The sequence below is a fragment of the Vibrio cyclitrophicus genome (genome assembly GCA_023206055.1).
In the GTDB taxonomy this organism is placed as follows: Bacteria; Pseudomonadota; Gammaproteobacteria; order Enterobacterales; family Vibrionaceae; genus Vibrio; species Vibrio cyclitrophicus_A.
Genome location: CP065367.1, coordinates 1,709,341 through 1,731,512, shown reverse-complemented (window position 1 = coordinate 1,731,512; position 22,172 = coordinate 1,709,341). Strand labels below are relative to the sequence as shown.

At 44.7% G+C, this 22,172-nt stretch carries 16 protein-coding genes and 1 pseudogene; 4 read left to right on the top strand and 13 right to left on the bottom strand.

From position 1 onward, the window contains the following. Positions 1-21: 21 nt before the first annotated feature. The 5 genes from ITG09_23265 to ITG09_23245 form a co-directional block, all read right to left on the bottom strand. A complete protein-coding gene (locus ITG09_23265; protein ID UPR54292.1) occupies positions 22-1,302 on the bottom strand; it encodes an extracellular solute-binding protein in 1,281 nt (426 codons plus the stop codon). 7 nt (positions 1,303-1,309) lie between these two features. Continuing rightward, positions 1,310-2,257, bottom strand: coding sequence for a carbohydrate ABC transporter permease (locus ITG09_23260; GenBank protein ID UPR54291.1), 948 nt, complete (start codon positions 2,255-2,257; stop codon positions 1,310-1,312). 23 nt (positions 2,258-2,280) lie between these two features. Further along, the gene (locus ITG09_23255; protein ID UPR54290.1) at positions 2,281-3,165 is read right to left on the bottom strand and encodes a sugar ABC transporter permease; all 885 of its coding nucleotides are present in this window, start codon (positions 3,163-3,165) and stop codon (positions 2,281-2,283) included. A gap of 84 nt (positions 3,166-3,249) precedes the next feature. Then, entirely contained in the window at positions 3,250-4,152 is a 903-nt protein-coding gene (locus ITG09_23250) for a LysR family transcriptional regulator (protein ID UPR54289.1), read from the bottom strand. A 172-nt stretch (positions 4,153-4,324) separates the two neighbouring features. Further along, positions 4,325-5,950 carry an oligopeptide ABC transporter substrate-binding protein OppA gene (locus ITG09_23245; GenBank protein UPR54288.1) on the bottom strand — a complete coding sequence of 542 codons (1,626 nt, stop codon included), beginning with the start codon at positions 5,948-5,950 and terminating at the stop codon, positions 4,325-4,327. A gap of 144 nt (positions 5,951-6,094) precedes the next feature. Here ITG09_23245 and mpaA point away from each other — a divergent pair, with 144 nt between their 5' ends. Continuing rightward, complete coding sequence (gene mpaA, locus ITG09_23240; GenBank protein UPR54287.1) at positions 6,095-6,805, top strand: murein tripeptide amidase MpaA; 711 nt, start codon at positions 6,095-6,097, stop codon at positions 6,803-6,805. A gap of 386 nt (positions 6,806-7,191) precedes the next feature. Here the strand turns inward: mpaA and rpiB are convergent, their stop codons facing one another. Beyond that, positions 7,192-7,653: a ribose 5-phosphate isomerase B gene (rpiB, locus tag ITG09_23235; protein UPR55244.1), complete on the bottom strand. Its 462-nt coding sequence runs from the start codon at positions 7,651-7,653 to the stop codon at positions 7,192-7,194. A gap of 640 nt (positions 7,654-8,293) precedes the next feature. Between rpiB and ITG09_23230 the strand changes: the two genes are divergently transcribed. Beyond that, a complete protein-coding gene (locus ITG09_23230) occupies positions 8,294-10,387 on the top strand; it encodes a TonB-dependent siderophore receptor (protein ID UPR54286.1) in 2,094 nt (697 codons plus the stop codon). A 313-nt stretch (positions 10,388-10,700) separates the two neighbouring features. Here ITG09_23230 and ITG09_23225 read toward each other — a convergent pair. The 3 genes and pseudogenes from ITG09_23225 to ITG09_23215 all read right to left on the bottom strand — a co-directional run bounded on the left by ITG09_23225 (position 10,701) and on the right by ITG09_23215 (position 14,662). Continuing rightward, positions 10,701-12,184: pseudogene (locus ITG09_23225) on the bottom strand (transporter). Positions 12,185-12,206: 22 nt separating this feature from the next. Beyond that, on the bottom strand, positions 12,207-13,340 hold the full coding sequence (locus ITG09_23220; GenBank protein ID UPR54285.1) for a Gfo/Idh/MocA family oxidoreductase: 1,134 nt from the start codon (positions 13,338-13,340) through the stop codon (positions 12,207-12,209). A gap of 104 nt (positions 13,341-13,444) precedes the next feature. Then, positions 13,445-14,662 carry a D-galactonate dehydratase family protein gene (locus ITG09_23215; GenBank protein ID UPR54284.1) on the bottom strand — a complete coding sequence of 406 codons (1,218 nt, stop codon included), beginning with the start codon at positions 14,660-14,662 and terminating at the stop codon, positions 13,445-13,447. Positions 14,663-14,802: 140 nt separating this feature from the next. Between ITG09_23215 and ITG09_23210 the strand changes: the two genes are divergently transcribed. Further along, positions 14,803-15,810 (top strand): LacI family DNA-binding transcriptional regulator, encoded by a 1,008-nt coding sequence (locus ITG09_23210; protein ID UPR54283.1) that lies wholly within the window; start codon positions 14,803-14,805, stop codon positions 15,808-15,810. Positions 15,811-16,200: 390 nt separating this feature from the next. On the opposite strand, the gene ITG09_23205 is transcribed toward ITG09_23210, so the two are convergent. Further along, positions 16,201-17,358, bottom strand: coding sequence for an MFS transporter (locus ITG09_23205; GenBank protein UPR54282.1), 1,158 nt, complete (start codon positions 17,356-17,358; stop codon positions 16,201-16,203). Positions 17,359-17,458: 100 nt separating this feature from the next. Here ITG09_23205 and ITG09_23200 point away from each other — a divergent pair, with 100 nt between their 5' ends. Further along, positions 17,459-18,355 (top strand): LysR family transcriptional regulator, encoded by an 897-nt coding sequence (locus ITG09_23200; protein ID UPR54281.1) that lies wholly within the window; start codon positions 17,459-17,461, stop codon positions 18,353-18,355. 77 nt (positions 18,356-18,432) lie between these two features. Here ITG09_23200 and eat read toward each other — a convergent pair whose 3' ends face one another. From eat to ITG09_23185, 3 genes are read right to left on the bottom strand one after another with little or no spacing between them, the layout of a single operon-like run. Then, positions 18,433-19,830 (bottom strand): ethanolamine permease, encoded by a 1,398-nt coding sequence (eat, locus tag ITG09_23195; protein UPR54280.1) that lies wholly within the window; start codon positions 19,828-19,830, stop codon positions 18,433-18,435. A 24-nt stretch (positions 19,831-19,854) separates the two neighbouring features. Beyond that, the gene (eutC, locus tag ITG09_23190; GenBank protein ID UPR54279.1) at positions 19,855-20,724 is read right to left on the bottom strand and encodes an ethanolamine ammonia-lyase subunit EutC; all 870 of its coding nucleotides are present in this window, start codon (positions 20,722-20,724) and stop codon (positions 19,855-19,857) included. Next, the gene (locus ITG09_23185; GenBank protein UPR54278.1) at positions 20,717-22,129 is read right to left on the bottom strand and encodes an ethanolamine ammonia-lyase subunit EutB; all 1,413 of its coding nucleotides are present in this window, start codon (positions 22,127-22,129) and stop codon (positions 20,717-20,719) included. The genes eutC and ITG09_23185 overlap by 8 nt, the downstream gene beginning before the upstream one ends. Between the last annotated feature and the right edge of the window lie 43 nt (positions 22,130-22,172).

The following is a 22,172-nucleotide window of genomic DNA, read 5'->3' as shown; positions in this document are numbered from 1 at the left end:
ATAGTTTTAATAACTTACAGATTAAGAACGATTCGCTCGGTCTAGTGCACGTTGTGCTTTCTTCGCCGCTTGTTTTAGCGCTTTGTCAGCTGGCACGTTTTGGATTTGAATCTGGTCTGCTGCCACTTTCAGCGCATCCATGATCTTACCGTTGGTAGGATCTAGGAAATCTTTGGTTGCCGTGTTCGCTTGCTTCAGCGGGATCAGAGCTTGTGGGTTATCTTTAGTGAACGCTTGGTATTCTGGAACTTCAGAAACGCTGTTACGCACTGGGATGTAACCCGTAAACATTGACCATGCCGCCGTGTTTTTCGCGTTGGTGTAGAACTCAACAAACTCGAACGCGCCTTTAGCCGCAGCTTCGTCTGTGCCTTTTGGCATTACATAAACCAACGCACCCGCTTGTGGTGCTGAAGGGTTTGAGCCCCAACCTGGTTGTGTGGTTGCCGAAAGCTTAGTGAAGTCCAAGTCACCTTGGTCACCCGATGAACCGGTATAACCAAGAGCGTTGTCTTTCATCACGTCATCAATGGTTTTGTACCAGTATTCCCAGCCTTGACCACCGTAGTGAATACGCATGATTTGATCATCGTGGATCCACTTACGGAAGCTGTCCCATACCTCAACCCATTCAGCAGAGTCAATTAGCACTTTCTTACCGTCATCACTGATGATCTGTGCGCCATTAGAGAAAGCCGCGTCAATCATGTTGTCTTGACCCCACATCGGCTCCCAGCCGTAGAAGGTCACGTTACCTTTCTCATCACGTTGTGTGACTTTCTCAGCAACCTTAGCCACGCCTTGCCATGTGTTTAGGTCTTGCTCTGTAAAGCCGTTGTCTGCTAACACTTGCTTGTTGTAGTAGAACACTTGAGTTGTACCGTAAGCAGGTAGGCCGATGATGGTGCCATCGTCTGCGGTCACTTGGTCTTTAAACGCGCCAATGAAATCAGAGAAGTTGAACTCTTCATCCATGAACGGCGTTAAGTCACGGCTCAAACCACGCCCATGCATCGCTTCCGCACGGCCTGAATCTAGCAGCACAAGTTCAGGTGCCGTTCTAGACGCTAGGCCTGCTTGCAGCTTCTGGTAGGTTTCTGTGTAGTTACCTTGCAATGCTGGCTTTACCACATACTCATCTTGACTCGCGTTGAACTCTTCGATGAGCTTAGTCATCATTTGCTGTGGCTTAGTACCACCGGAATACCAAAAGTTAACTTCGGTTGCGGCAAGAACACTGCTAGAGAACATAGACACGCTTGCTGCGCCAGCACACACTAGTGCGAGAGTTTTTAGTTTCATTTCCGTTTTACTCTTTTACGCCGTTATCGGCGATACCTGAAAGAATCGTCTTTTGACAAATGACGAATAGAATTAACAAAGGCAATACTGCAATGGTGCTCGCCGCCATGATTTGCGACCAGTTCAACCCATAGTTACCTTCGGCAATAAAGTAGTGACGAATACCAGTAGCGATCAGGTTTAAATCCTGAGTTGTTATCACTAGGCTCGGCCACATGTAGCTGTTGTAATTGGTAATAAAAGTGATGAGGAACAGTGTTGCGACTGCTGCTCGGCATTGCGGTAAGATGATTGCCCATAAGATTTTGAGCTCACCTGCACCATCAATTCGTGCCGCTTCAATCAGCGACGGATGCACCTTGATAAACACTTGGCGTAGATAGAACACACCGAACACCGACGCCGCGTTCGACGCCACCAATCCCATGTGTGAATCCAACAAACCCAGTTTTGCCAAGGTGATGTAAGACGGGATGTAAGTCACTGCGCCCGGCAGCATGTAACAACCCATCACGATGAAATAGAGCACTGTCTTCGAGCGAAACTTCAGCTGAGTCAGCGCGTATGCAAACATCGCCGAATTCACAATCACCAAAAGCGTAGTGAACAAAGCCACGCTAAAGCTGTTGAAGATGTACAAGCCAAACGGCGCGCTGTGAAAGGTTTCGACAAAGGTTTCCCAGCGAAACTGCTCTGGAATCAAATCCAGAGGGTTAGCAAAGATCTCATCATTGGTTTTCAGCGAACCAGACAGCATCCATAAGAACGGGAACACCATGATGGTTCCGCAGGTTGCCAAGAACAGGTGCTTAGCCAGTGCGACAAACGAGCGGCGATCCACTGAAGCTTTCTTTGACGCAATCTCTGATTTGGTCGCTTTGGCTTGAGCTCTAACTTTAGTTTTCGCTGCGCTCTGATTTAATACTTGATTGGCATCCAATACTTGCGTGGTCATAATTCTGTCCTTTAAAAAATCGACTAGTAGTACACCCAGCGCTTGCCGATGTAGGTATTAATAAGTGCCAGCAATCCAGTAATCAGGAATATCACTAACGATGTCGCGGCCGCAGGTCCCATTTCGTAACGTTCGAACGCCTGTTGGTAGAACAAGTACAGCAAGGTACGTGTCTCACCACCCGGCCCGCCCTGCGTTAGGATCTGGAACTGATCGAACGCTTGCATTGCCGTGATAATGTTGACCACCACTAAGAAGAATGTGGTTGGTGAAATCAGCGGCAGCGTTATCTTCAAAAAGCGCGTTAAGCTGCTGCAACCATCAATCAACGAAGCCTCATATAGCGATTCTGGGATCTTGTTGAGCGCACTGATGTAAAACAGCATCGTCCAACCAATCGCTTGCCACACAGTCACGATAATCACCGCAACCAAGGCTGTATTTCCGTTTTCTAACCATGGAATCGCGCTAAACCCTGCCGACTCCAGTAAGTGGTTTGCCAAGCCTGATTTGGTCTCGAACACCCAAGACCACACAATCGACACCGCGACTGTGGGTGTAATCCAAGGAGAGAAGATCACCGCGCGATAGAACTGGCTGCCCTTGAAGTTTTTGTGCAGCAACATGGCAAACACAAGCCCAAGAATGATGGTTGGAATCACCACACCGACCGAGAACCAAAACGTATTGAGCATCGCTTGGATGAACTCGTAGTCTTCAACCATGTACTCGTAATTTTCTAAACCGATGAACGAATAATCTGGCGAGATGTAATCCCAATCGGTGAAGCTGATGTAAATCGAATAACCAAATGGTACGAGCCAAAAAGTAAACAGTGGCACCAACAACGGTGCAGTAAATAGCAGTACCTTTAAGCGGTTTTTCATTGGTTCTGAGAAAGCACTCATGGTGACCTCGTCCTTATTTGTATGCGGTTAAATTAAGGGGTTTGTGTGACAGGTTAGTAGGAGCGCCCTTCATTTTTTTTATGGCTACCCATTAGAAAATCTTTCTTCCAGTTCACCGTCTTCCATCTGGTGATAAAGCCAATCACAAAAGAAATTCACCTTGGCACTGCGTCGGTGTTTGGTAATCAAATAGTGGGCGGATTCGGCAGGCATTGAGGACTCTGTCGCCAGAACAAGATCGTTTTTCTCTAACAGCTCAGACACCGCAAGCGAACGCACCAACAGCACGCCAATGCCATGTTTGACCGCCTCTAAAGCGTGCAGAGAGTTACTCACTTCAAGTAACACCTTCGGTAAAGTCATCTCGAATTGGTTGTGACTCAGCCATTGCAGCCAGTTCTCTCGGTAGCCTTTTACTTGCACGGTCGGCAGAGCAGAAAAATCATGCTCAGCCAAGGATTCTTGATATTGTTTTTTAAATTCTGGGCTACACACCAACTGCCAATGTTCTTGAAACAGTCGCTCACTATGCGTGTCTTCGCTTTCGACCTTGCCGTTGGTCAGTTCGATATCGACATTCTGACAAGGGTTGGTTGATGGCCAGTCCACCAGCTGAATATCGAGCCTGATAAAAGGGTATTTTTGATAAAAAGATGGCAGGCGAGGTAACAGCCAGTTATGGCAAAAGGTGTGATTAACGCGCAGGCTCAACACGTCGGTTTCTTTTTCCCCGAACAGGATTTGAGTCTGTAATTTCAGGTGTGCTAATGAACCCGCAACAATCGGTTGATAATGCTGGGCAGCCGACGTCAGCTTTACGCCTTTAGAGCTGCGTTCAAACAGTGTGGTATCGAGAAAGGTTTCTAAACTTTTAAGCTGCTGACTCACTGCAGCTTGCGTAACACAAAGCTCTCGCGCAGCAGCGCCAATAGAACCGAGGCGGGCAACAGCTTCGAACGCAACAAGGGCACGTAGAGGGGGTAACATGGCTTCACCTGATTGAAATAAAATTGAAAAATACTTCAATCAGGTTTCAGTTTTTTGCAGTTATCGTTACAGATTAATGACGAAGGGACGTTGATCAGATATTTATGATCAACGTCCCTTTTCTTCTATCGCTTATATATATGCGTTATGGCTGAACTCGTACTTGGGCTATCTATTCTTTGATGTAAAGATCCTTAGAATAGATGCGCCCTTCCACGTTGTTCTTCGCAAAGCCGCCAACACTTGGTCGAACTAAGCGAGCCTGCATATAGTAATAAATGGGTGCGATAGGCATATCTTCAGCCAGTAACTGCTCCGCTTGGTCATAGAAACTTTGGCGATCTTGCTCGTTGGTCGCTGACAGTGCACTGTTCATTGCAGAATCGTATTTGTCATTGTTGTAACGCGCAAAATTCCCCGATGACTCAGAGCGCAATAGGCTCAAGAAAGTCGACGCTTCATTGTAATCACCACACCAAGACGCTCGCATCACGTCAAAATCACCTTGACGACGTGATACTAGGTAAGATTTCCACTCTTGGTTTTCCAACTCAACTTGCGCGCCTAGATTGCCTTTCAGCATAGAAGCGATAGCCACAGCTATCGACTTGTTCGACTCACTGGTGTTGTAGAGCAGTTTGAAATCCAGTGGGTTAGCTGCATCGTACCCCGCTTCTTTCAACAGCTCTTTCGCTTTTTGGTCGCGTTCCTTTTGAGTCCAAGTCCTGTATTCAGGCTGAGTCGCATCAAAACCTGCCGTGTACTCATGAGCAAAGGTATAAGCCGGTAGGTTACCCACCTGAGTGACGCCATTGGTAATGACGTCACGCATCATCGAATAAGAGACAGCTTTGCGCACTCGGGCGTCATCGAATGGAGGACGTGTTGTATTGAACGCGTAGTAATAAGTACACAACAGAGGCACCGCGGTAAACGCGTCTTGGTATTTGGTTTTAAGCTGTTGCGCCATGTGTGTTGGCACATCAGACGTAATATCCACCTCGCCTACCACATAGCGGTTGATCGACGCATTCTGGTTCTCGAACGGAATGTAAGTCACTTGGGTTAAATTGGTATCTGAACTGTCCCAATATTTCGGGTTCTTCTTCAATTCAATGCGCTCGTTAACCACCCATTCGTCCAACACAAACGCGCCATTACCGACAAACTGCTTAGGGTCACTCCACGGCTTATCGCTGTTTTCTAGTGTTGCCTTGTGAACTGGCATCATTGAGGTGTGGCCCGTCATCGCCACAAAGTAAGGCACTTTACTATCAAGTTCGAACTTCACCGTGTGTTTATCGACAGCTGAGATACCGAGATCTTCAACGGGCTTCTTACCTTCGGCTACGTCTGCAATGTTATTGATTTTGGTAAGCTTGAGATACCACACGTTTGGCGAAGCGAGTTTCGGGTCGACCGCACGTCTTATCGCATACACAAAATCATCGGCCGTCACCGGATCGCCATTCGACCATTTAGCATCTTTACGCAGGTGGAATACAAACGTCTTGTTATCATCGGTTTCCCAAGACTGTGCAACACCAGGGGTGATATTGCCATCGCGATCTTGAATCACTAAACCTTCAAATAAGTCACGTAGAATGTGCATTTCCGGCAAGCCTTCTGCTTTCGCCGGATCGAGTGTCGCAGCTTCCGCATCGTTCGCACGCACTAAGTGTTGTTCTTTCGCCAGAGAAGCTCCGGCAGGCAATGTGTCGGCAACGGCAGTCACTGATATAAAAGGGGTCAATAGAGATGAAATGAGTAAAGCCGTTGAATGTTTCTTAAAATCCATATGTTTTTGCTCTCCTAGCCTATCTTTGAAGCAAGTAATAAAATTAACAATGCGACTGTTGACGAGTTTTAACGCTTTAGTTTATTTAAGTAGGTTTGTGTAATCGTTAATACTTGATAGTACTTGATCAATCAGGAGATAAAGGTGAGTTTAATTCCAAGAACGGAAAGAGCTGCATTTTCAATAAAGCCGCTGTCATATGGCTATTCGGTATTGGGCGCACCCTTGCTCTATTTCCCCGCGCAAGTAGAAAGCCAATCTCGCGGGCTGATTTTAGCAGGCACACACGGTGATGAAACCGCTTCTATCGCGGGTTTGTCTTGCGCGCTAAGAAGTTTGCCTGCCGCCAACTTACGACACGATGTGATCTTGTCGATGAACCCAGATGGCAACCAACTAGGCACCCGTGCCAACGCCAATCAAGTCGATTTGAACCGTGCCTTTCCGACGCAAAACTGGACTGAAAACGGCACTGTCTATCGCTGGAGTTCTCACACCCCTGTCAGAGATGTAAAAGTAAAAACCGGGCAGGCCGACCAACTTGAACCGGAAGTGCTATCGCTCATCAACCTCATTGGACAGCGCAAACCCAAGTTCGTCATCTCTTTCCACGAACCACTCGCCATGGTCGACGACCCAACCCAATCGGAACTCGCCACTTGGTTAGGCAAGCAGTTCAACCTACCGCTCGTCGAAGACGTCGACTACGAAACCCCAGGCTCATTTGGCACCTGGTGCCAAGAAAGAAACTTACCGTGCATTACCGTAGAACTACCACCCGTTTCTGCGGATTTAACTATCGAGCAGTATCTGGATGCGTTTGTGGCGGTGTTAGAGTGTGAGGGTATTGTTTAGGGAAATGCGTTTGGGGACAAAAGGGATTTAGCTGTATCCATACTCGACAATTCACTCAGCTCGGTGTTCGAACAGCTAGTATGGTTTAACCTTCTAACAAGTATACATTTTTAAGAAATGAGTTAAATTTTGGTAGCTGTATATATACGCCACCTTTTGCAAGTTTGATTGCATCGTCAACGTTCTTTTGACTATCGATAATGATTTTAGTCACTGATATCAAAGTATCGGTCGGACTTAGAACGAAAATACCAGTATCCCATAGGCAAACATGGAAAGTAAAAAGTGAGCTAAATATATAGCTCGCCCTGTTTTTCAAGTTACTTACTCAAAGTGCTTTAATTTATTCTGGGCCTTTAGAAACCGTTGTCTATCAGCTTTAGCTCTTATATGGCACTCTCATTTTGATCGTTTTCAATTTCTTCGATTAAATGCAACCTATGTAGCCTAGTCTCACTCTCATCAAACTCAGTTTCCAGCCAAATATCAACTAGTTTTATTGCTAGTGTCGGTTCAATAGTTAAGGCTCCTAAAGTGAGTACATTAGTATCATTATGTCGCCTAGCCTGCTCAACCGTATGGGGTTCAAAGCCCATCACAGCTCTTATACCATTAACTTTGTTAGCACAAATATTCATTCCGACACCTGTACCACAGATTAATATCCCCATATCTGCACGTTTAAGTTTAACCAATTTGGTTACTTTATCTGCATAAATCGCTGAGTGTGTACGTTCCTTATTTCCTGTACCCATATCAAGAACGTTATGGCCCTTATTTTCAATATGAGTGACAAGCTTCTGCTTTAATTCAAGTCCAGCGTGGTCATTACCTATTGCAACTTTCATACAATTATTTTCTGCCTCATAGGTTTTATATAAATGTAGTGGACAATTAAATTTAGCCACATAGTTCGATGACAAAATATACAAAATGATGCCAGAGTGAAGTATATGTTGAATCAGTAAAAACAAAGAACGGAATATTTCTGCGTTACGATGCTCCCCCTCCTCCCTTAGACACACTTCTGCACAGGAACGTATCAGTGAATGTACTAAATTAGCATCTCACGGATAATTTCAAGTATTACAAATCTCCAATCAAGTGGCCAATTCACTGAGCTATTACAAACTGCCCATCAAGATGATGGGGAATTTTAGGTTGCGGCGTTTTTTACTGTCTCCGGTTCCTTGGCTTGCTTAGTTTACCTCTAAACCATACGACATTAGTAACGTGTTCCTTTTCCCATTGAGTAGTCGGTGTGTCTTTTTGGACAACTTGACACCAACCAGAGAGCTGTGATTCAAACACAGAAAAATGTAAGCAAATGTAAACAATGTAAATTTAATGCAAATACAAATCATTATCACTTACCTTGCGGGTGAATAAACGACTCGTTAGACGTCATCAAAGAATGAGCGCAGTTCAGGTTACGCGAAGAAAAAATCTAACGATGATAAAAAATAATAAATAGGAGTTAAAAGTACAGTGTTTTTCAAAACAAAGGTATCGCTACTAATCAGTGCAGTATTAGCGAATCAAGCATTTGCGGAAAGTAATACGACTGAAGAGTCAATGGTGCCAGCGGAAACAATGACAATTGTGGGTAGCGAGTTTACTCATTATAAGAATGATACCAACAACACCGCCATGCGTATGGAGATGACTCAATTAGAAACTCCGGGGCAAATTACGGTCATAGACAGTTCAATGTTCGAAGAGCAAGGGGCAAGTAGTCTTGGAGAAGTTTTAGAGTATGAGTCAAGTGTAACAACAGGAAATACCAAAGGGCACAACATTGAGTACTTTACCATGCGTGGTTTTGATGTTGGCAGTGGTAGCGGGATCATGAGAGATGGTCATCAACTCTGGTCGTATTACCCACAACCGACCGAGCTACTAGAACGAGTCGAGGTGTTAAAAGGTCCATCTAGTTTACTTTATGGTCAATCAGAGCCTGGCGGTCTAATTAACATGGTTACCAAAAAACCAACGTCTGAGACGCAACTCATTTTGCGCCAAGACATTGGCTCTAACGATAAATCTAAAACTATGATAGATCTCAGTGGCTCACTTAACGAAGATCAATCTTTACGCGCAAGAACTATCCTAGTAAAGGATAGCTACAGTTCTTGGCGCGAATATGCGGATGGAAGCAACCCTCAAACAGAACGTATGATCGGTGCACTAATGGTTGATTATGACATCAATGAAAAAGTGATGTTATCTCTGCATTATGACTATTTTGATTATGACGGTGATGTTGATACTGGCTCTTACATTGTGGATGGTAAGCCAGTTGCAGGCAGCAAATATATTTGGGACGCTGACTGGGCTAATACTGATATTAAAGTTCAGAACTACGGTTTTGATCTTCTCCTATCACCAAGTTATGACACCAACATAAAGACAGGGTACAACGCCCAAAGATATGAACGTGATTATCGTTACACATGGACTAACTTTAGCAACTATGAGGAACATGGGACTGTCACTCTGACCCCAGGTGAACAGTATGACGAGTGGAACCATGATACCGCTTATGTTGATCTTACCCACAACTTCGATTTAGCTGGAACTGAGAATACTCTATTAATTGGTGCGAACTACTTGAGGTATTCTTTCGATCGTATAAATCATACAGGTGATGTAGTTAGTGCAAGTGTTGGAGAGTCTGTCGACTTTCCTGAATCGTTGAATACCAGCATAAGAGCGTCTTCTTACGATCTTTGGGGTACTTACATCCAAAACTTAACAAAATTCAATGATAAATGGCATCTTCTAGTGGGTGTTCGGTATGACGAAAAACATGATGATATTACTGAAAGCCAAGTCTCACCAAAAGCAGGGGTTATTTACCACCCTTCAGATAATAGCTCTATTTATGTCCAGTACTCAGAAAGTTTCATTCCTCAAGGTGAAGTGGGTACATCTTATATAAACGAAGGTGAAAAACTCGACGCTGAATTAGGTAAATCTTATGAAGTCGGAACAAAATGGGAGCTATTTGATCGTCGCTTATTCTTGACTGGGGCTTTGTTTGAGACAACCTTATCGAACATTCAACTAAGCGTTGAAAACCCAGATAATGCAGATGAAGATATTTTGACTCAAGATGGCGAACAAGTTCATCGAGGAGCTGAATTCGCAGCACAGGGGCTCGTTAGTAGTAAGTTAAGTCTTTCAGGATCTGCTACATATCTTGATGCTGAGATAACAAACAGCGCTTCTTACGAGGGTAATGTACCAGCGAATACACCTGAGTTTTCAGCGTCAATATGGTCAAATTACAAACTTAGAGATGACACCAATCTAAATCTAGGCGTTGTTCATGTCGGAAGCCGCTACGGTGACTCCGGTAACACTTTCAAGAAAGATGCATATACGCGTATTGATACCGGTATCTCTTACACTCAAAAGTACAACGACCTCAACATCGTAGCTCGCTTCAATATTGAAAATCTATTTGATACTGATTATCTGGATGGAGGCGGCAATACAAGAAGCACTCAATTAGGTGGTGAGGATGTTGATATTGGTGAAGGTCGAAATTATATGGCTAGCATTCAATTTGAATATTAATTAGCCAGCTCTCAGCTTAAGCCATAGCAATCAAAACCGTTTTTCAATAGGTATGATGTTCGAGATGTCTTTTCTGATTTTAGGTTAAGTTATAAGCTGATTGGGTTTTACCTTTCAGCTTATAGCTTTGACTATATCAATAATATCAGGATTCATTATTATTTTATCTAGCTTAAAATATGTGACATTAAACAGTTAAAACGCTCGACGAATTTAATCGAGCGTTTATTACTTTAGAGCTATGTATAACCGTCATAAATTACGCGGTTCGCCTCATACAAAAGCAAAGTTAGAGCGTTCGTCGTAATAAAAACTAACTTTTTAGAGGCTTTAGCTTTTCTGGTAGCGACTTGTCTGCACTTCGTTTTAATAACCAGCCGATCGCAAATATCGTCATCGCACAGAGCAAAAACACACCTCTGCCCCATAGGGGATTAGGAATAGCAACCATAGCTAATAAACCCACACTCATACACATCACCATAGAGCCAAGCTTATTACGCTGCTCAGCATCCACTGCATCATGCTCATCATCAGAGATGATTGGTGTTTCAACGTCTTTGAAGAACTTTTCCGTTTCGGCTTTATGGCTGTCTTTTTCTTCACTGTACAACAGAGATGTCGAGATAAAGAAACCAGCCGTAATAAACAGGTGAGCAGCAATAGTTGCAGCAATTCTCAGCTCTCCAGCCTCACGACGAGTGATCTCTTCAATACCAAACCAACCCGCAATCACGTCCGCAGTAATCACACTGGTCATTAACCAAGATACAAACATACCAACAGCGACCGTTGCCCAAGGTGCCCAACTTGGTGTGCGCTTAAACAACATACCGAAGAACAGTGGCACCAACAGAGGAACTTGGATCATCGTTGACACTGACATCATCAGGTCGAACAAACTCATCTCTTTTAGCGAGCTAAAGAACAGTGCCACACCAATAACCAACACGCCACTCAGCAGGCTGATGACTTTGCCAATCTTAAGCAACTGAACATCACTGGTTGGTTTCTTCGCGATCATAGGTTGGTAAATACTGCGAACAAAGATACCTGAGTTACGGTTCAGCGCTGAATCCATTGACGACATGGTTGCCGCAAATAGGCATAGGCCAGCTAATAACAAACCTACCGTACCGACTGGCATCGTATTTTGTGCAAACACCAGGTACACAGCGTCTGCGGCTTTACCACCCAATTGTGGGTACATAGCCGCTGCATCTGGATACAAAATCGCGGAAGCCCACGGTGGAATGAACCACACGATGCTGCCTACGCCCATTAAAACCATAGCGAGCAGTGCTGCCTTTCTCGCGTTATCGGTATCTTTGGCGTTAAGGAAACGATACGAGTCTTGCATATTGTTGATACTTTGTAGCTGTTTCACCACAAAGAAGATAAATGCACACACAAGTAATAATGGGTAGTTCATATCTGGTCCCATGACGAAGCCACTTGGGAACTCATTCACCATTACCGTTGGACCACCCACAGCCACTAACGCCACAATCGCACAAGCAATAGAGACAACAGCTACCACTAAAGTCTGCAGAAAATCTGAGGCTACCACGCCCCAAGCCCCTGAGATAACCGAGACAATAAGAACCGCCACGCCCGTTACAATGATAGTGGTGTTGAGATCTGAGTTGAAGACAGCGCTTGCAAAGACACCCAGAGCATTTTGCCGCCACCTCGGAAGTAATCACTGGTAGACCGATTAGCCATCTTTTTAAACGCAAACCCTATCCCGACAATCAAAGAGAAATAACCGAAAATTACTAGATACTCATAAATCATAAAGCCGTCCTTATGTTTAAAACTAGATTAGGTCAGTCACATCAACCCAACGGTCATTTTTTCTTATTAAATCAATGATTAATTGGTATCGGCACCCTTCCTCAAATGTCTGATAAGGTTCAACTTTTACGCCACTTAAATCTTTTACAAACTCAGTAGCTAAGTGTGTCCAGCTTCGCTGCGTTTCACATTCAATGTCAGGTAACAGTTCGTTGATTTCAGTTGGTAGCGGCACTTCTTTCCACTCTCCGTTGCTCCATAAGTGAAGCGGACCACTGCCATAATGCCCTTTGATATAGATAGATCCTTTCGTGCCATGGAAAACAATATGGTCATCACTGAATCGTGGTGTTAGACCGCCATGTTTGAAGAGAACAGAAACAGGCTGGGACGCTGGAATTCTGCTTTCGATTTGCGCTAATACCGTGTACGACCACTCCACATCACAATCTCGCCACTCAAGTGATGGATCGTTAATATCGTCCGGAATAAAATTGCGACGTTCCATAAAGTTATGAACCCCGTCAACCACTGGTGCTTTTGGCATGTCGTTACGTACTTCACCGTTAATTGACAGAATATTTTCCCCTATCACTGACGTCACGATAGAAAGAAGATGCGTAAAGTTGTTGTTCAAGCGACCGCCACCAGCGTCCGCTCGATGTGACCAGCCAAATGGAATGTTACGATCAAGGTTGAAGTGAGAGATACACTCCACCTCTGTAGGTTCACCAATGAGCCCCTCTGTCACAAGCTGCTTGGCGTGCATGATTTCAGGCATGTAACGAAAGCTTGAAGCGAACGCTGTTTTTACGCCTTTCTCTTCTGCTAAACGATAGATCTCTAACGCCGTTTTACCGCTTTCAGTCAGTGGCTTATCGCAGAAGATATTACAACCAAACTGAATGGCCTCTTTTATTGCTTCAACGTGCGCGCCACCTGGGGTTGCGATAGAAACAATGTCTGGCTTACAAAGCTCAAGCGCCAGCCCCCAATTTGTTCCTGAGTAAGGGATGCCCATTTTTTCAGCCACCTCTTGTACAACGTGCTCTGTACGACCCACTATGCCTACTATTTCTGCTCCTGCATCACGAAATGCCTGTGCATGACCTTGACCCGCAAAACCCGTTCCAAACACCAATACTGTTTTCTTCATTTTTGTTTCCCTAGATTAAAATTATTTATAGTGACTTCTTCAGGCCGTCTAGCTCACCGACAGTTGTGGTGATTCAAACCAGACAGCCTTGCTCGGCTTATTGTTTACCAGTGCCACAATGTGCCGTCTTCTAAACGACTAACAGGTAGGTAAGAACGTTTGTAGGTGTACTTTTCTGCTTCTTTTTCGTCGAACTCAATACCAAGCCCCGGGGCATCGCTGACGAGGATCATGCCGTTTTCTAGTTTCATGTCGTGCTTGAAGATGGACTGACACTCTTCGTTGCCAAACCCAACAAACTCTTGAATACCGAAGTTATGTGTAGATATGTTGAGGTGCATATGAGCCGCAAAGCAGACGGGCGATAAGTCAGGCGCACCATGTGGCGCGGTACGTACGTTGTACACCGCGGCAAAATCGGCAATCTTCTTCATTCCTGTAATGCCGCCAGCGTGAGTGGCTGCGGTACGAACATAATCGATCCATTGATTTTGAATTAGGTCTTTGCAATCCCAGATCGTATTGTAGGTTTCGCCGAGAGCAAGCGGTGTTGTCGTGTGATGGCGAATCAGCTTATAGTTCTCTTGATTCTCTGCAATGGATGCATCTTCGAGGAATAGTAGATTGTATGGTTCTAGCATTTTGCCCAATTTTGCAGACTCAATCGGTGTGAGTCGGCTGTGGGTGTCATGAAGAAACTCCGCTCTATCACCAAAACGCTCTTGCGCTTGAGCAAATAGCTCAGGAACCAGTTTGAAATACTTACTTGTTGACCACTGCTGTTCTGGAGGTAACGGGCGGTTACCTTGCAATTCAAAGTAATCTTTCTTATCGCCAAGCACACCATAAGTTTCAGACAATCCAGGGATTGCAGCTTGAAGACGAACCGCCTTGAAGCCTTGCTCAATACACTGCTCTGCTTTATCTAATGTATCTTCAATCGTTTCGCCATTGGCGTGTGCATACAAGCTAACACCATCTCGACATTTCCCACCTAGAAGTTGATAAACCGGAAGACCTGCCACTTTTCCTTTGATGTCCCAAAGTGCCATATCAATCGCGGCAATCGCAGCCATCGTAATAGGGCCACGACGCCAATACACGCCCATATATAGGTATTGCCAAATATCTTCAATGCCATGAGCATCGCGACCAATCAAGCAAGGTTTCACATGCTCTTCTAGATACGTTGCAACGGCTAGTTCTCGCCCATTAACTGTGGCATCTCCTAGCCCATAAGTCCCTTCATCGGTAATCACTTTAACCGTGACAAAATTACGACCAGGGTTCGTTACAAATACTTTAATGTCTTCAATCTTCATGGTTATCTCTCTTATCTATCTTACAACCAAATCGATTTAGTAAATCGGTTTGGTAAATCGGTTTACTTGTTATCTTCTAGATCTGAAGATACAATGTCAACGATCCAATTTTGATCCAGTTAACGTTTTAAGAAGCCTGTATGAAGAAAGTAAGAATAGTGGATGTTGCTACACACGCGGGAGTGTCGAAAAGTACCGTGTCTCAATATCTTAATGGCCGTTTTGGCCATATGTCAGCCGATACTAAACAGAAAATAAAAGCGGCAATCGAAACACTTAACTATGTCCCCAACCCTATCGCACGCAGTCTAAAGGTTGAAAAAACCAAAACAATTGGTGTTGTCGTGAGGGATGTCGCAGGCTATAACACCAGCCGCGTGTTACGAGGAATTGATGATTACTGCAAAAAGCATGATTATAACGTATTGATATACAACAGTGATTTTGACGCAGAAGCAGAAAAGCGCGCATTGCTTTCATTACAACAAATGTGTGTTGATGGCATCATAATCACCTCTTCGGGACTCAACTCTGAACTCATCAATCAGTTCATTCAGAACAAACTACCTGTTGTTCAGTTCCAGCTTGAGTACACAAATTACCAAAGCCATATTGTGCTGTCTGACTATCGATTGGCGGCATTTCAAGCAACAGAATACTTGATTGAACTCGGCCATAAAAACATCGCCTTCTTTGCCCAAGAGTTTGGGACCAGTTACTCAAGAAAAGCTCGCTATCAAGGGTATCTCGATGCGCTAGAAAAGCACGGAATAGAAGCGAATAACGATCTCGTGCAATTTTGGGACAGAGAAGATGGGTTCCAGCACCCACCCATCGATTTCATTCGAGGCGAACATTCACCTACCGCCATTTTTACGCAGCACTTGGCCATCACTGCAGACCTATTATTAGCCTTAAATAAAGCCAATGTTTCTATACCAGACGAGGTGTCTGTGCTCGGGTTCGATGAAATTCCAATGGTTGAACTATTCAAGGTGCCCATTTCCACTATAAAACAAGACGCCTACCAAATAGGCTCTGAAACAGCGAAACTGACGATCGAAGCCATTCTGGGCAAACATGACGACCTGCAACGAAACATCGTTCCATGCACACTGGTAAAACGGGAGTCATGCGCAAGGATTTAAGCGCCTAAACAACCCTATACGTGGTCATATACTTATAGCTAGACTTCAACTCTAAATAAGCGTACATGATGCATAAAGTAAACAAACTATTCGGTAATAAATAATTTATTGATGTATTGCATTCGAATAACTTTTTGCAAGGCAAATTGGCATTGGCATTGGCATTGGCATTGGCAGGATATTAAAGGGATTTACTTTGTCCAACAGTGGGAGGGCATAAACGTGTTTCCGTTCCCTACAACGAAACTATAACTAGATTAAGAAAGGTATCTCTAGTCACCCTCCCCCTCATAGATGAGGTTTATCAATGTTGAGCTACAATGTTTTGTCATGTAGCTCAACATTCCCTCGCGAAAAATCGCTCGCCTTTTCATAATAACTAACGAGTCATTAATTAGGCTCACCAGCAAAGCTACGCTTCACATTCAGCGCTGTTATCATAGAAGCTAACGCACACACCAATAGTGTCGTAGAAATCGTGAAAGGTGATAGTTCAAGTAACGACGTTAAGAATTGCCCCAGAAAGACAGCCATCGCGAACAAAGCCAGATTTTTACCTCGGTTTGATTCATCACTCACTAATACAGTCGCATGGTTTAAGAGCGGGATCGACAAACCAAAGCCGATGCCTGCAAGCATCGATGCCATTACGAGTAAATAGAGGTTTGAGCTAGACGCAAATGCAGTATGAGCTAATGCATAACTCACAAACGCAAGCCTTAAGGTTACACGCTCATCAAATCGAGTCACAACTTTTGGCATAACCATGGCAGAAAGCACTGCAATGAAAGAGATAAACGACAAAAAGAAACCGGTTTGGGCTTGACTAAACCCTAGATCACCGAGCAATACAGGCAAGATAACAAACATACTAAAGAACGTCGTCATAGCTAATATGGAGTAAACCATGATATGAGTTATCTTACCTGCTTTAGCTTGGCTTGCTGTTAATGGTTCAGTTGTGAGTAAATGGGGCGCTGCAACTGCATTTTTTTGACGATATTCATAGACAGGGATAGCTTTCCACATAAATAACATAAAGAGCAAAGCAAACGAGTAAAGTAAGAATGGCCCCTGCCAACTGACTTCACTTAGTAGACCTCCGGCGAACAAAAACAAGCAACCACCAAGCTCTATAGACATGCCCTGCTTAGCAATCATATTCAGCCGCGCTTGCCCTCTATATAAGTCCGAGATCACCGCAGTGCCTGAAGCCATTACCCCTGCGGTAAAACCACCAAGTACAATTCGGTCGACCGCGACCATGATGGGACCATATAAAAACATGCCAAGTAAGCCAAACACACCATAGCCTAACAAACTGATCATCAACACTTTGCGAGCCCCATGCGTATCGATAAATTTACCAAAGACTGGAGCAAAAAGAATCGCTCCTAACGCAGGTAGCGTGATCAAAAACGAGGCGTATTCACTGACACCCAATTCGTTAGCAATGCTGTTTAGCCCTGGTGCTAATGCAGCTCCAACCATAATAGTGAGTGTAGCGATGGCTAATAATGTGAATTCGCCTAATTTTGTCAGCATCATGAAAGTTATCTTGTCTCTTACAAAGGAACAGCACTGTACAAGCCGATCATAAATCTGTTAAATGACTTTTATGATTAGTCATTATCTGGAAATAAGATAAATGAATTTCAAATACCTGAGTACCTTCATATCGGTGGCGGAGTGTAGTAGTTTTTCTCAAGCGGCTAAGCAGTTACACGTGGTTCAATCGGCTATCAGTCGTCATGTTAGTACTCTGGAAGCAGAATTAGGTTTTGTGCTTTTTGAGCGCAGTACTCGTCATGTTGAACTAACAGATGCGGGTAGGCATTTTTATAATCAAGTATCAACAACCTACAAACAATTAGAGCAAGCCAAAACTGATAGTTTGATGATATCGAATGGTAAAGTTGGTGTTCTAAGAATTGGGTATTTAAGCTCTGTCTGTTCTGACTTTTTGCCGAATGTACTGCGAGCATTCTCAAGCGAATATCCTGATATCGAATTTGATATTAACGACCTGACTGCGGCGCAACAAGCATTTGCATTGGAGCATGGGACCATCGATATTGCCTTTACTCGTATCCCAAACAGTCGGCAATTGAACACCTTTCATCGATCTCACCTTATTGATGACCATATCGTAGCCGTGGTTTCTAAATACCACCCTTTGGCCAATGCATCAGTCCTTACTTTGGAACAACTGAATACTCAGCCTTTAATGCTATTCAACCGTCAGCAAGCTCCAAACTTATTCGACAGTATCATCAGCGCATTTCATCAACAGCAGCTTCAACCCGATGTAAAACATCAGCCCCAAAACATGCAGTCACTACTTACTCAAGTTGCCAGTACTCACAATGTCGCGATCGTCCCCAGCAGTATCCGATACTTACAGTCTAAAGATTGTGTCTTCATCCCAATCGATCAGGTGATTTCAATCGCATTAGAGATGCACTGGCGTAAACAAAGCACGCCGATCACGGATGTGTGGTTAGATTGGTTTTTTGTAAAAGGAGTGGCATTGCTTAGGGAATGAGTCTCCGCTAATAAGGGAGTAGTATAATAAAGGCTCCAGCAAGGAACTAGAGCCTCAAATATCACTAGAAATTAAATTTAGTTGGTCGCCTCAAGCTCTTTTTCTGCAACCGACAACATCTCAAACTCTTCCTCAGCAGTCGTTGCGACCAATTTATTACGGCTATATAAGCCGTAATACGCACCACCAATCACAAAGAGTCCCATCGTCATAAAAAATGCAGATGGGTCAAAGGCATAAACACCCGTCATTGCAATAAGCGACAACACAAGTGAGATGCCAGAAGTCAACATACCACCCGGCGTTTTGTATGGACGATGAAGCTCTGGCTGTTTAATACGCAACAAAATATGACTAAGCGACATTAATGCATAAGACACTGTCGCCCCCACTACTGCCATCGCCAAGATCAGGTCGCCTTCGCCGGTTAATGACACCGCAAAACCAAAAACACCCGGCACCACTAAAGCACGAGCAGGCACTTTGTTTTTGTTTGTAAGCGATAGACTTTGTGGCAAGTAACCCGCACGAGACAATGCAAATACCAAACGGCTATAACCGTAAATAATCGAGAAGAATGAAGCAATCAGTCCTGCCAGCCCTAGTATATTGACAGCCGTTGCAACCGTCGGATTACCGGTCAACTTTAAGGCATCAACTAACGGTACGGCACTATTCGCAATCGCTTCAGAGCCCACAGCGCCCGCGAGTAGCAGAACAACTAAAGTAGCGGTCACCAGTAAGAATAGCATTGCGCCGATAATGCCTTTGGGGACATCCTTAGCCGGGTTTTTAGCCTCTTCCGCAGCCAATGGAACCCCTTCTACCGCAAGAAACAGCCACATTGCAAACGGTAGGGCCGCCCATACACCATACCAACCAAAAGGCAGTAGTTCTGTGGCTTGTGCGGTTGCCGGAGCGATATCAAACAGCTTGCTAGCATCAAATTCACTAACTAATACGCCTGCTGTCATAAGAATGGCTAGTACGGCTAACCCACTGATGATCATCATGACTTTCAGAGCTTCTCCCACCCCTGCCATATGAATACCGATAAAGATTGCATAAAAGATCGCGTAAACAAGAGGACCATCAATACCCACTAGTTCATTCACCGCGGAGCCAATAAAAATGACAATCGCGGCAGGTGCAAGGGCATACTCAATTAAGACAGACAAGCCAGTAAAAAAACCACCCGTTGGCCCCATTGCTTGTCGAGCAAAACTATAGCCACCGCCTGCAGCGGGGATAGCCGCAGACATCTCCGCCAAAGAAAGGACAAGAGTGAAGTACATCACCGCCATAGCAACTGCTGCAATAAGAAAGCCTCCCCAACCAGCTTGAGCGATACCAAAGTTCCAGCCTGCAAAATCACCAGAGATCACGTATGAAACCCCTAACCCTGCTAGCAAAATCCACCCAGCAGTGCCCCTTTTAAGTTGTCTTTTCGCCAAATATTCCTGATGTTCTGACATTATAAATCCCTCTATTTTTATCTTTTATCCAATTAAAAAATTGCCTGTTCGCTTGTCTTCTAACTGCTCACCAGCTTCTTCCTCGATACTCGAGCGGTCTTTAAGGTTGACCCCAGAAAGCTCTAGCCGACGAGCTTCCTTTAATAGGTATACCGCTCGCTTACACGCATCCTCATAAGCCAACCCCTGTGGACGAATATTAGAAATGCAGTTCCTATCGGAGTCTTTTGCTCCTCTTCTTGCCTGCCAAGTCAGGTACATACCCATGCTATCTGGAGAGGTCAATCCCGGGCGTTCACCAATCAGAACAACCACCATTTTCGCTTGTAAGCACTCGCAAACATCATCTCCAATTGCCACTCGGCCCTGCCTCACTACAGTAATAGGAGCCACATGCCACGGCACTTCGTCTTCCCCTAATAAAGAAAGCAGATGCTCAATGACTGGATTTGCGTGACTTTGAATGGCAATTGAAGACAAGCCATCAGCCACAACTATCGCGAGATCAAACGGGGAAGACTCTGAATGATGAACGGCTTGCAACGCATTCCAGCAAGCGTCATCAAGCTCACGACCAAGATCCGGCCTTTGCAAATACATGAATCTGTCTGTCGCTTTACTGTGCGCCTTAATTGGTGCCTGAGAAGTATGTTGAATGACGGAGTTTGATTGAACGAAGAGCTCAACCAATGCATCCACATCTAAGGCACAATGAACAGCATCCATCGCCTGTGCGTGATCGAGCTGAAAGGAAAGCAACTCTTTGGTTGGAACACTATTACCACTTCGCCCCAGTGCGATACGGGCCGATGTAAAACCTCTAAGCTCGTGCCAAGGGTTTTGAGTTACCAGCTTAGAAGCAGAATGCTTTGCCATAGAGACCACCTTACCCATGTGCAGGGCCTCCATTGAGTTGTGCTAGAGCACCAGCAAATGAGCCGGAGAGTCGCTCATTTAGGCGTACCTCTTTTACATCATCAAAAATCTGCATCTGAGTTAGCCACTCCTCAAACTCAGGCGCAGGTTTTAAACCCAACACCTTGCGTGCATAAAGTGCATCATGAAACGAGGTTGTTTGGTAATTGAGCATGATGTCATCAGAACCCGGAATGCCCATAATGAACGAGCACTCAGCAACACCGAGCAACGTCAATAAGTTATCCATATCATTTTGATCGGCATAGGCATGGTTGGTATAGCAGATATCGCACCCCATCGGCAGGCCAAGCAATTTTCCACAAAAATGATCCTCAAGCCCTGCTCGAATAATCTGTTTTCCATCAAATAGATATTCGGGGCCGATGAAGCCAACCACGGTATTCACCAACAATGGATTAAAATGACGCGCCACAGCATAAGCCCGTGTTTCACAAGTTTGTTGGTCCACACCATGAAAAGCATTGGCAGAGAGAGCTGTACCTTGCCCAGTTTCAAAGTACATAACATTACTTCCAACGGTGCCTCGGTTCAGCGAAAGCGCCGCTTCGTTTGCTTCTTTAAGCACCGAAAGGTTAATACCAAAGGTATCGTTCGTACCTTGAGTGCCACCAATAGATTGAAAGACAAGATCCACAGGGGCCCCCATCTCAATCGCTTCAATCGTGTTGGTCACGTGGGTTAATACGCAAGATTGGGTCGGGATCTGATAATGTTGAATGACCTCTTCCATCAGGTTCATCAACTTAATCGCCTGCGGTACATTATCTGTTGCGGGGTTAATGCCGATCACAGCATCACCATTGCCATACATCAAGCCATCAAAAATACTGGCAGCAATGCCATTGAGAGAGTCGGTTGGATGATTGGGCTGTAAACGGGTAGATAAACGACTAGGCAAGCCAATGGTGTTACGAAACGCAGTCACTACCCGACATTTTTTGGCTACTTGGATCAAATCCTGATTACGCATGATCTTACTCACTGCAGCCACCATTTCTGGAGTTAAGCCAGAACGCAGCTTTGCAAGCGTCAAACTATCGGCTTCATCACTGAGCAGCCAGTTACGAAAGTCCCCAACGGTAAGGTGATCAATCGCTTTAAACGCTTCTCTATCATGGCTATCAATGATCAAACGAGTGACTTCATCACTTTCATAAGGAATCACCGCTTCGTTTAAAAACGTCTTTAGGGGCAAGTCTGCCAGTGTCATCTGAGCGACAACACGCTCTGCTGCAGAAGTCGCAGATACACCAGCCAAAGCATCTCCTGAACGCTCTGGCGTAGCCTTAGCCATTAGATCGGCTAACGACTTAAAGTTAAAAACCAGATGCCCTTGTTGTCGGCGATAAGCTGCTGTCATAAATCCCCTCTTCATAAACTGGTTCAGTTCTTGCTCAAAAACC

Excerpts from the sequence above, each read along its gene's own strand:
- ITG09_23265 (UPR54292.1), bottom strand. The coding sequence starts at position 1,302 with ATGAAACTAAAAACTCTCGCACTAGTGTGTGCTGGCGCAGCAAGCGTG.
- ITG09_23260 (UPR54291.1), bottom strand. The coding sequence starts at position 2,257 with ATGACCACGCAAGTATTGGATGCCAATCAAGTATTAAATCAGAGCGCA.
- ITG09_23255 (UPR54290.1), bottom strand. The coding sequence starts at position 3,165 with ATGAGTGCTTTCTCAGAACCAATGAAAAACCGCTTAAAGGTACTGCTA.
- ITG09_23250 (UPR54289.1), bottom strand. The coding sequence starts at position 4,152 with ATGTTACCCCCTCTACGTGCCCTTGTTGCGTTCGAAGCTGTTGCCCGC.
- ITG09_23245 (UPR54288.1), bottom strand. The coding sequence starts at position 5,950 with ATGGATTTTAAGAAACATTCAACGGCTTTACTCATTTCATCTCTATTG.
- rpiB (UPR55244.1), bottom strand. The coding sequence starts at position 7,653 with ATGAAAGTTGCAATAGGTAATGACCACGCTGGACTTGAATTAAAGCAG.
- ITG09_23220 (UPR54285.1), bottom strand. The coding sequence starts at position 13,340 with ATGAAGAAAACAGTATTGGTGTTTGGAACGGGTTTTGCGGGTCAAGGT.
- ITG09_23215 (UPR54284.1), bottom strand. The coding sequence starts at position 14,662 with ATGAAGATTGAAGACATTAAAGTATTTGTAACGAACCCTGGTCGTAAT.
- ITG09_23210 (UPR54283.1), top strand. The coding sequence starts at position 14,803 with ATGAAGAAAGTAAGAATAGTGGATGTTGCTACACACGCGGGAGTGTCG.
- ITG09_23205 (UPR54282.1), bottom strand. The coding sequence starts at position 17,358 with ATGATGCTGACAAAATTAGGCGAATTCACATTATTAGCCATCGCTACA.
- ITG09_23200 (UPR54281.1), top strand. The coding sequence starts at position 17,459 with ATGAATTTCAAATACCTGAGTACCTTCATATCGGTGGCGGAGTGTAGT.
- eat (UPR54280.1), bottom strand. The coding sequence starts at position 19,830 with ATGTCAGAACATCAGGAATATTTGGCGAAAAGACAACTTAAAAGGGGC.
- eutC (UPR54279.1), bottom strand. The coding sequence starts at position 20,724 with ATGGGTAAGGTGGTCTCTATGGCAAAGCATTCTGCTTCTAAGCTGGTA.
- ITG09_23185 (UPR54278.1), bottom strand. The coding sequence starts at position 22,129 with ATGACAGCAGCTTATCGCCGACAACAAGGGCATCTGGTTTTTAACTTT.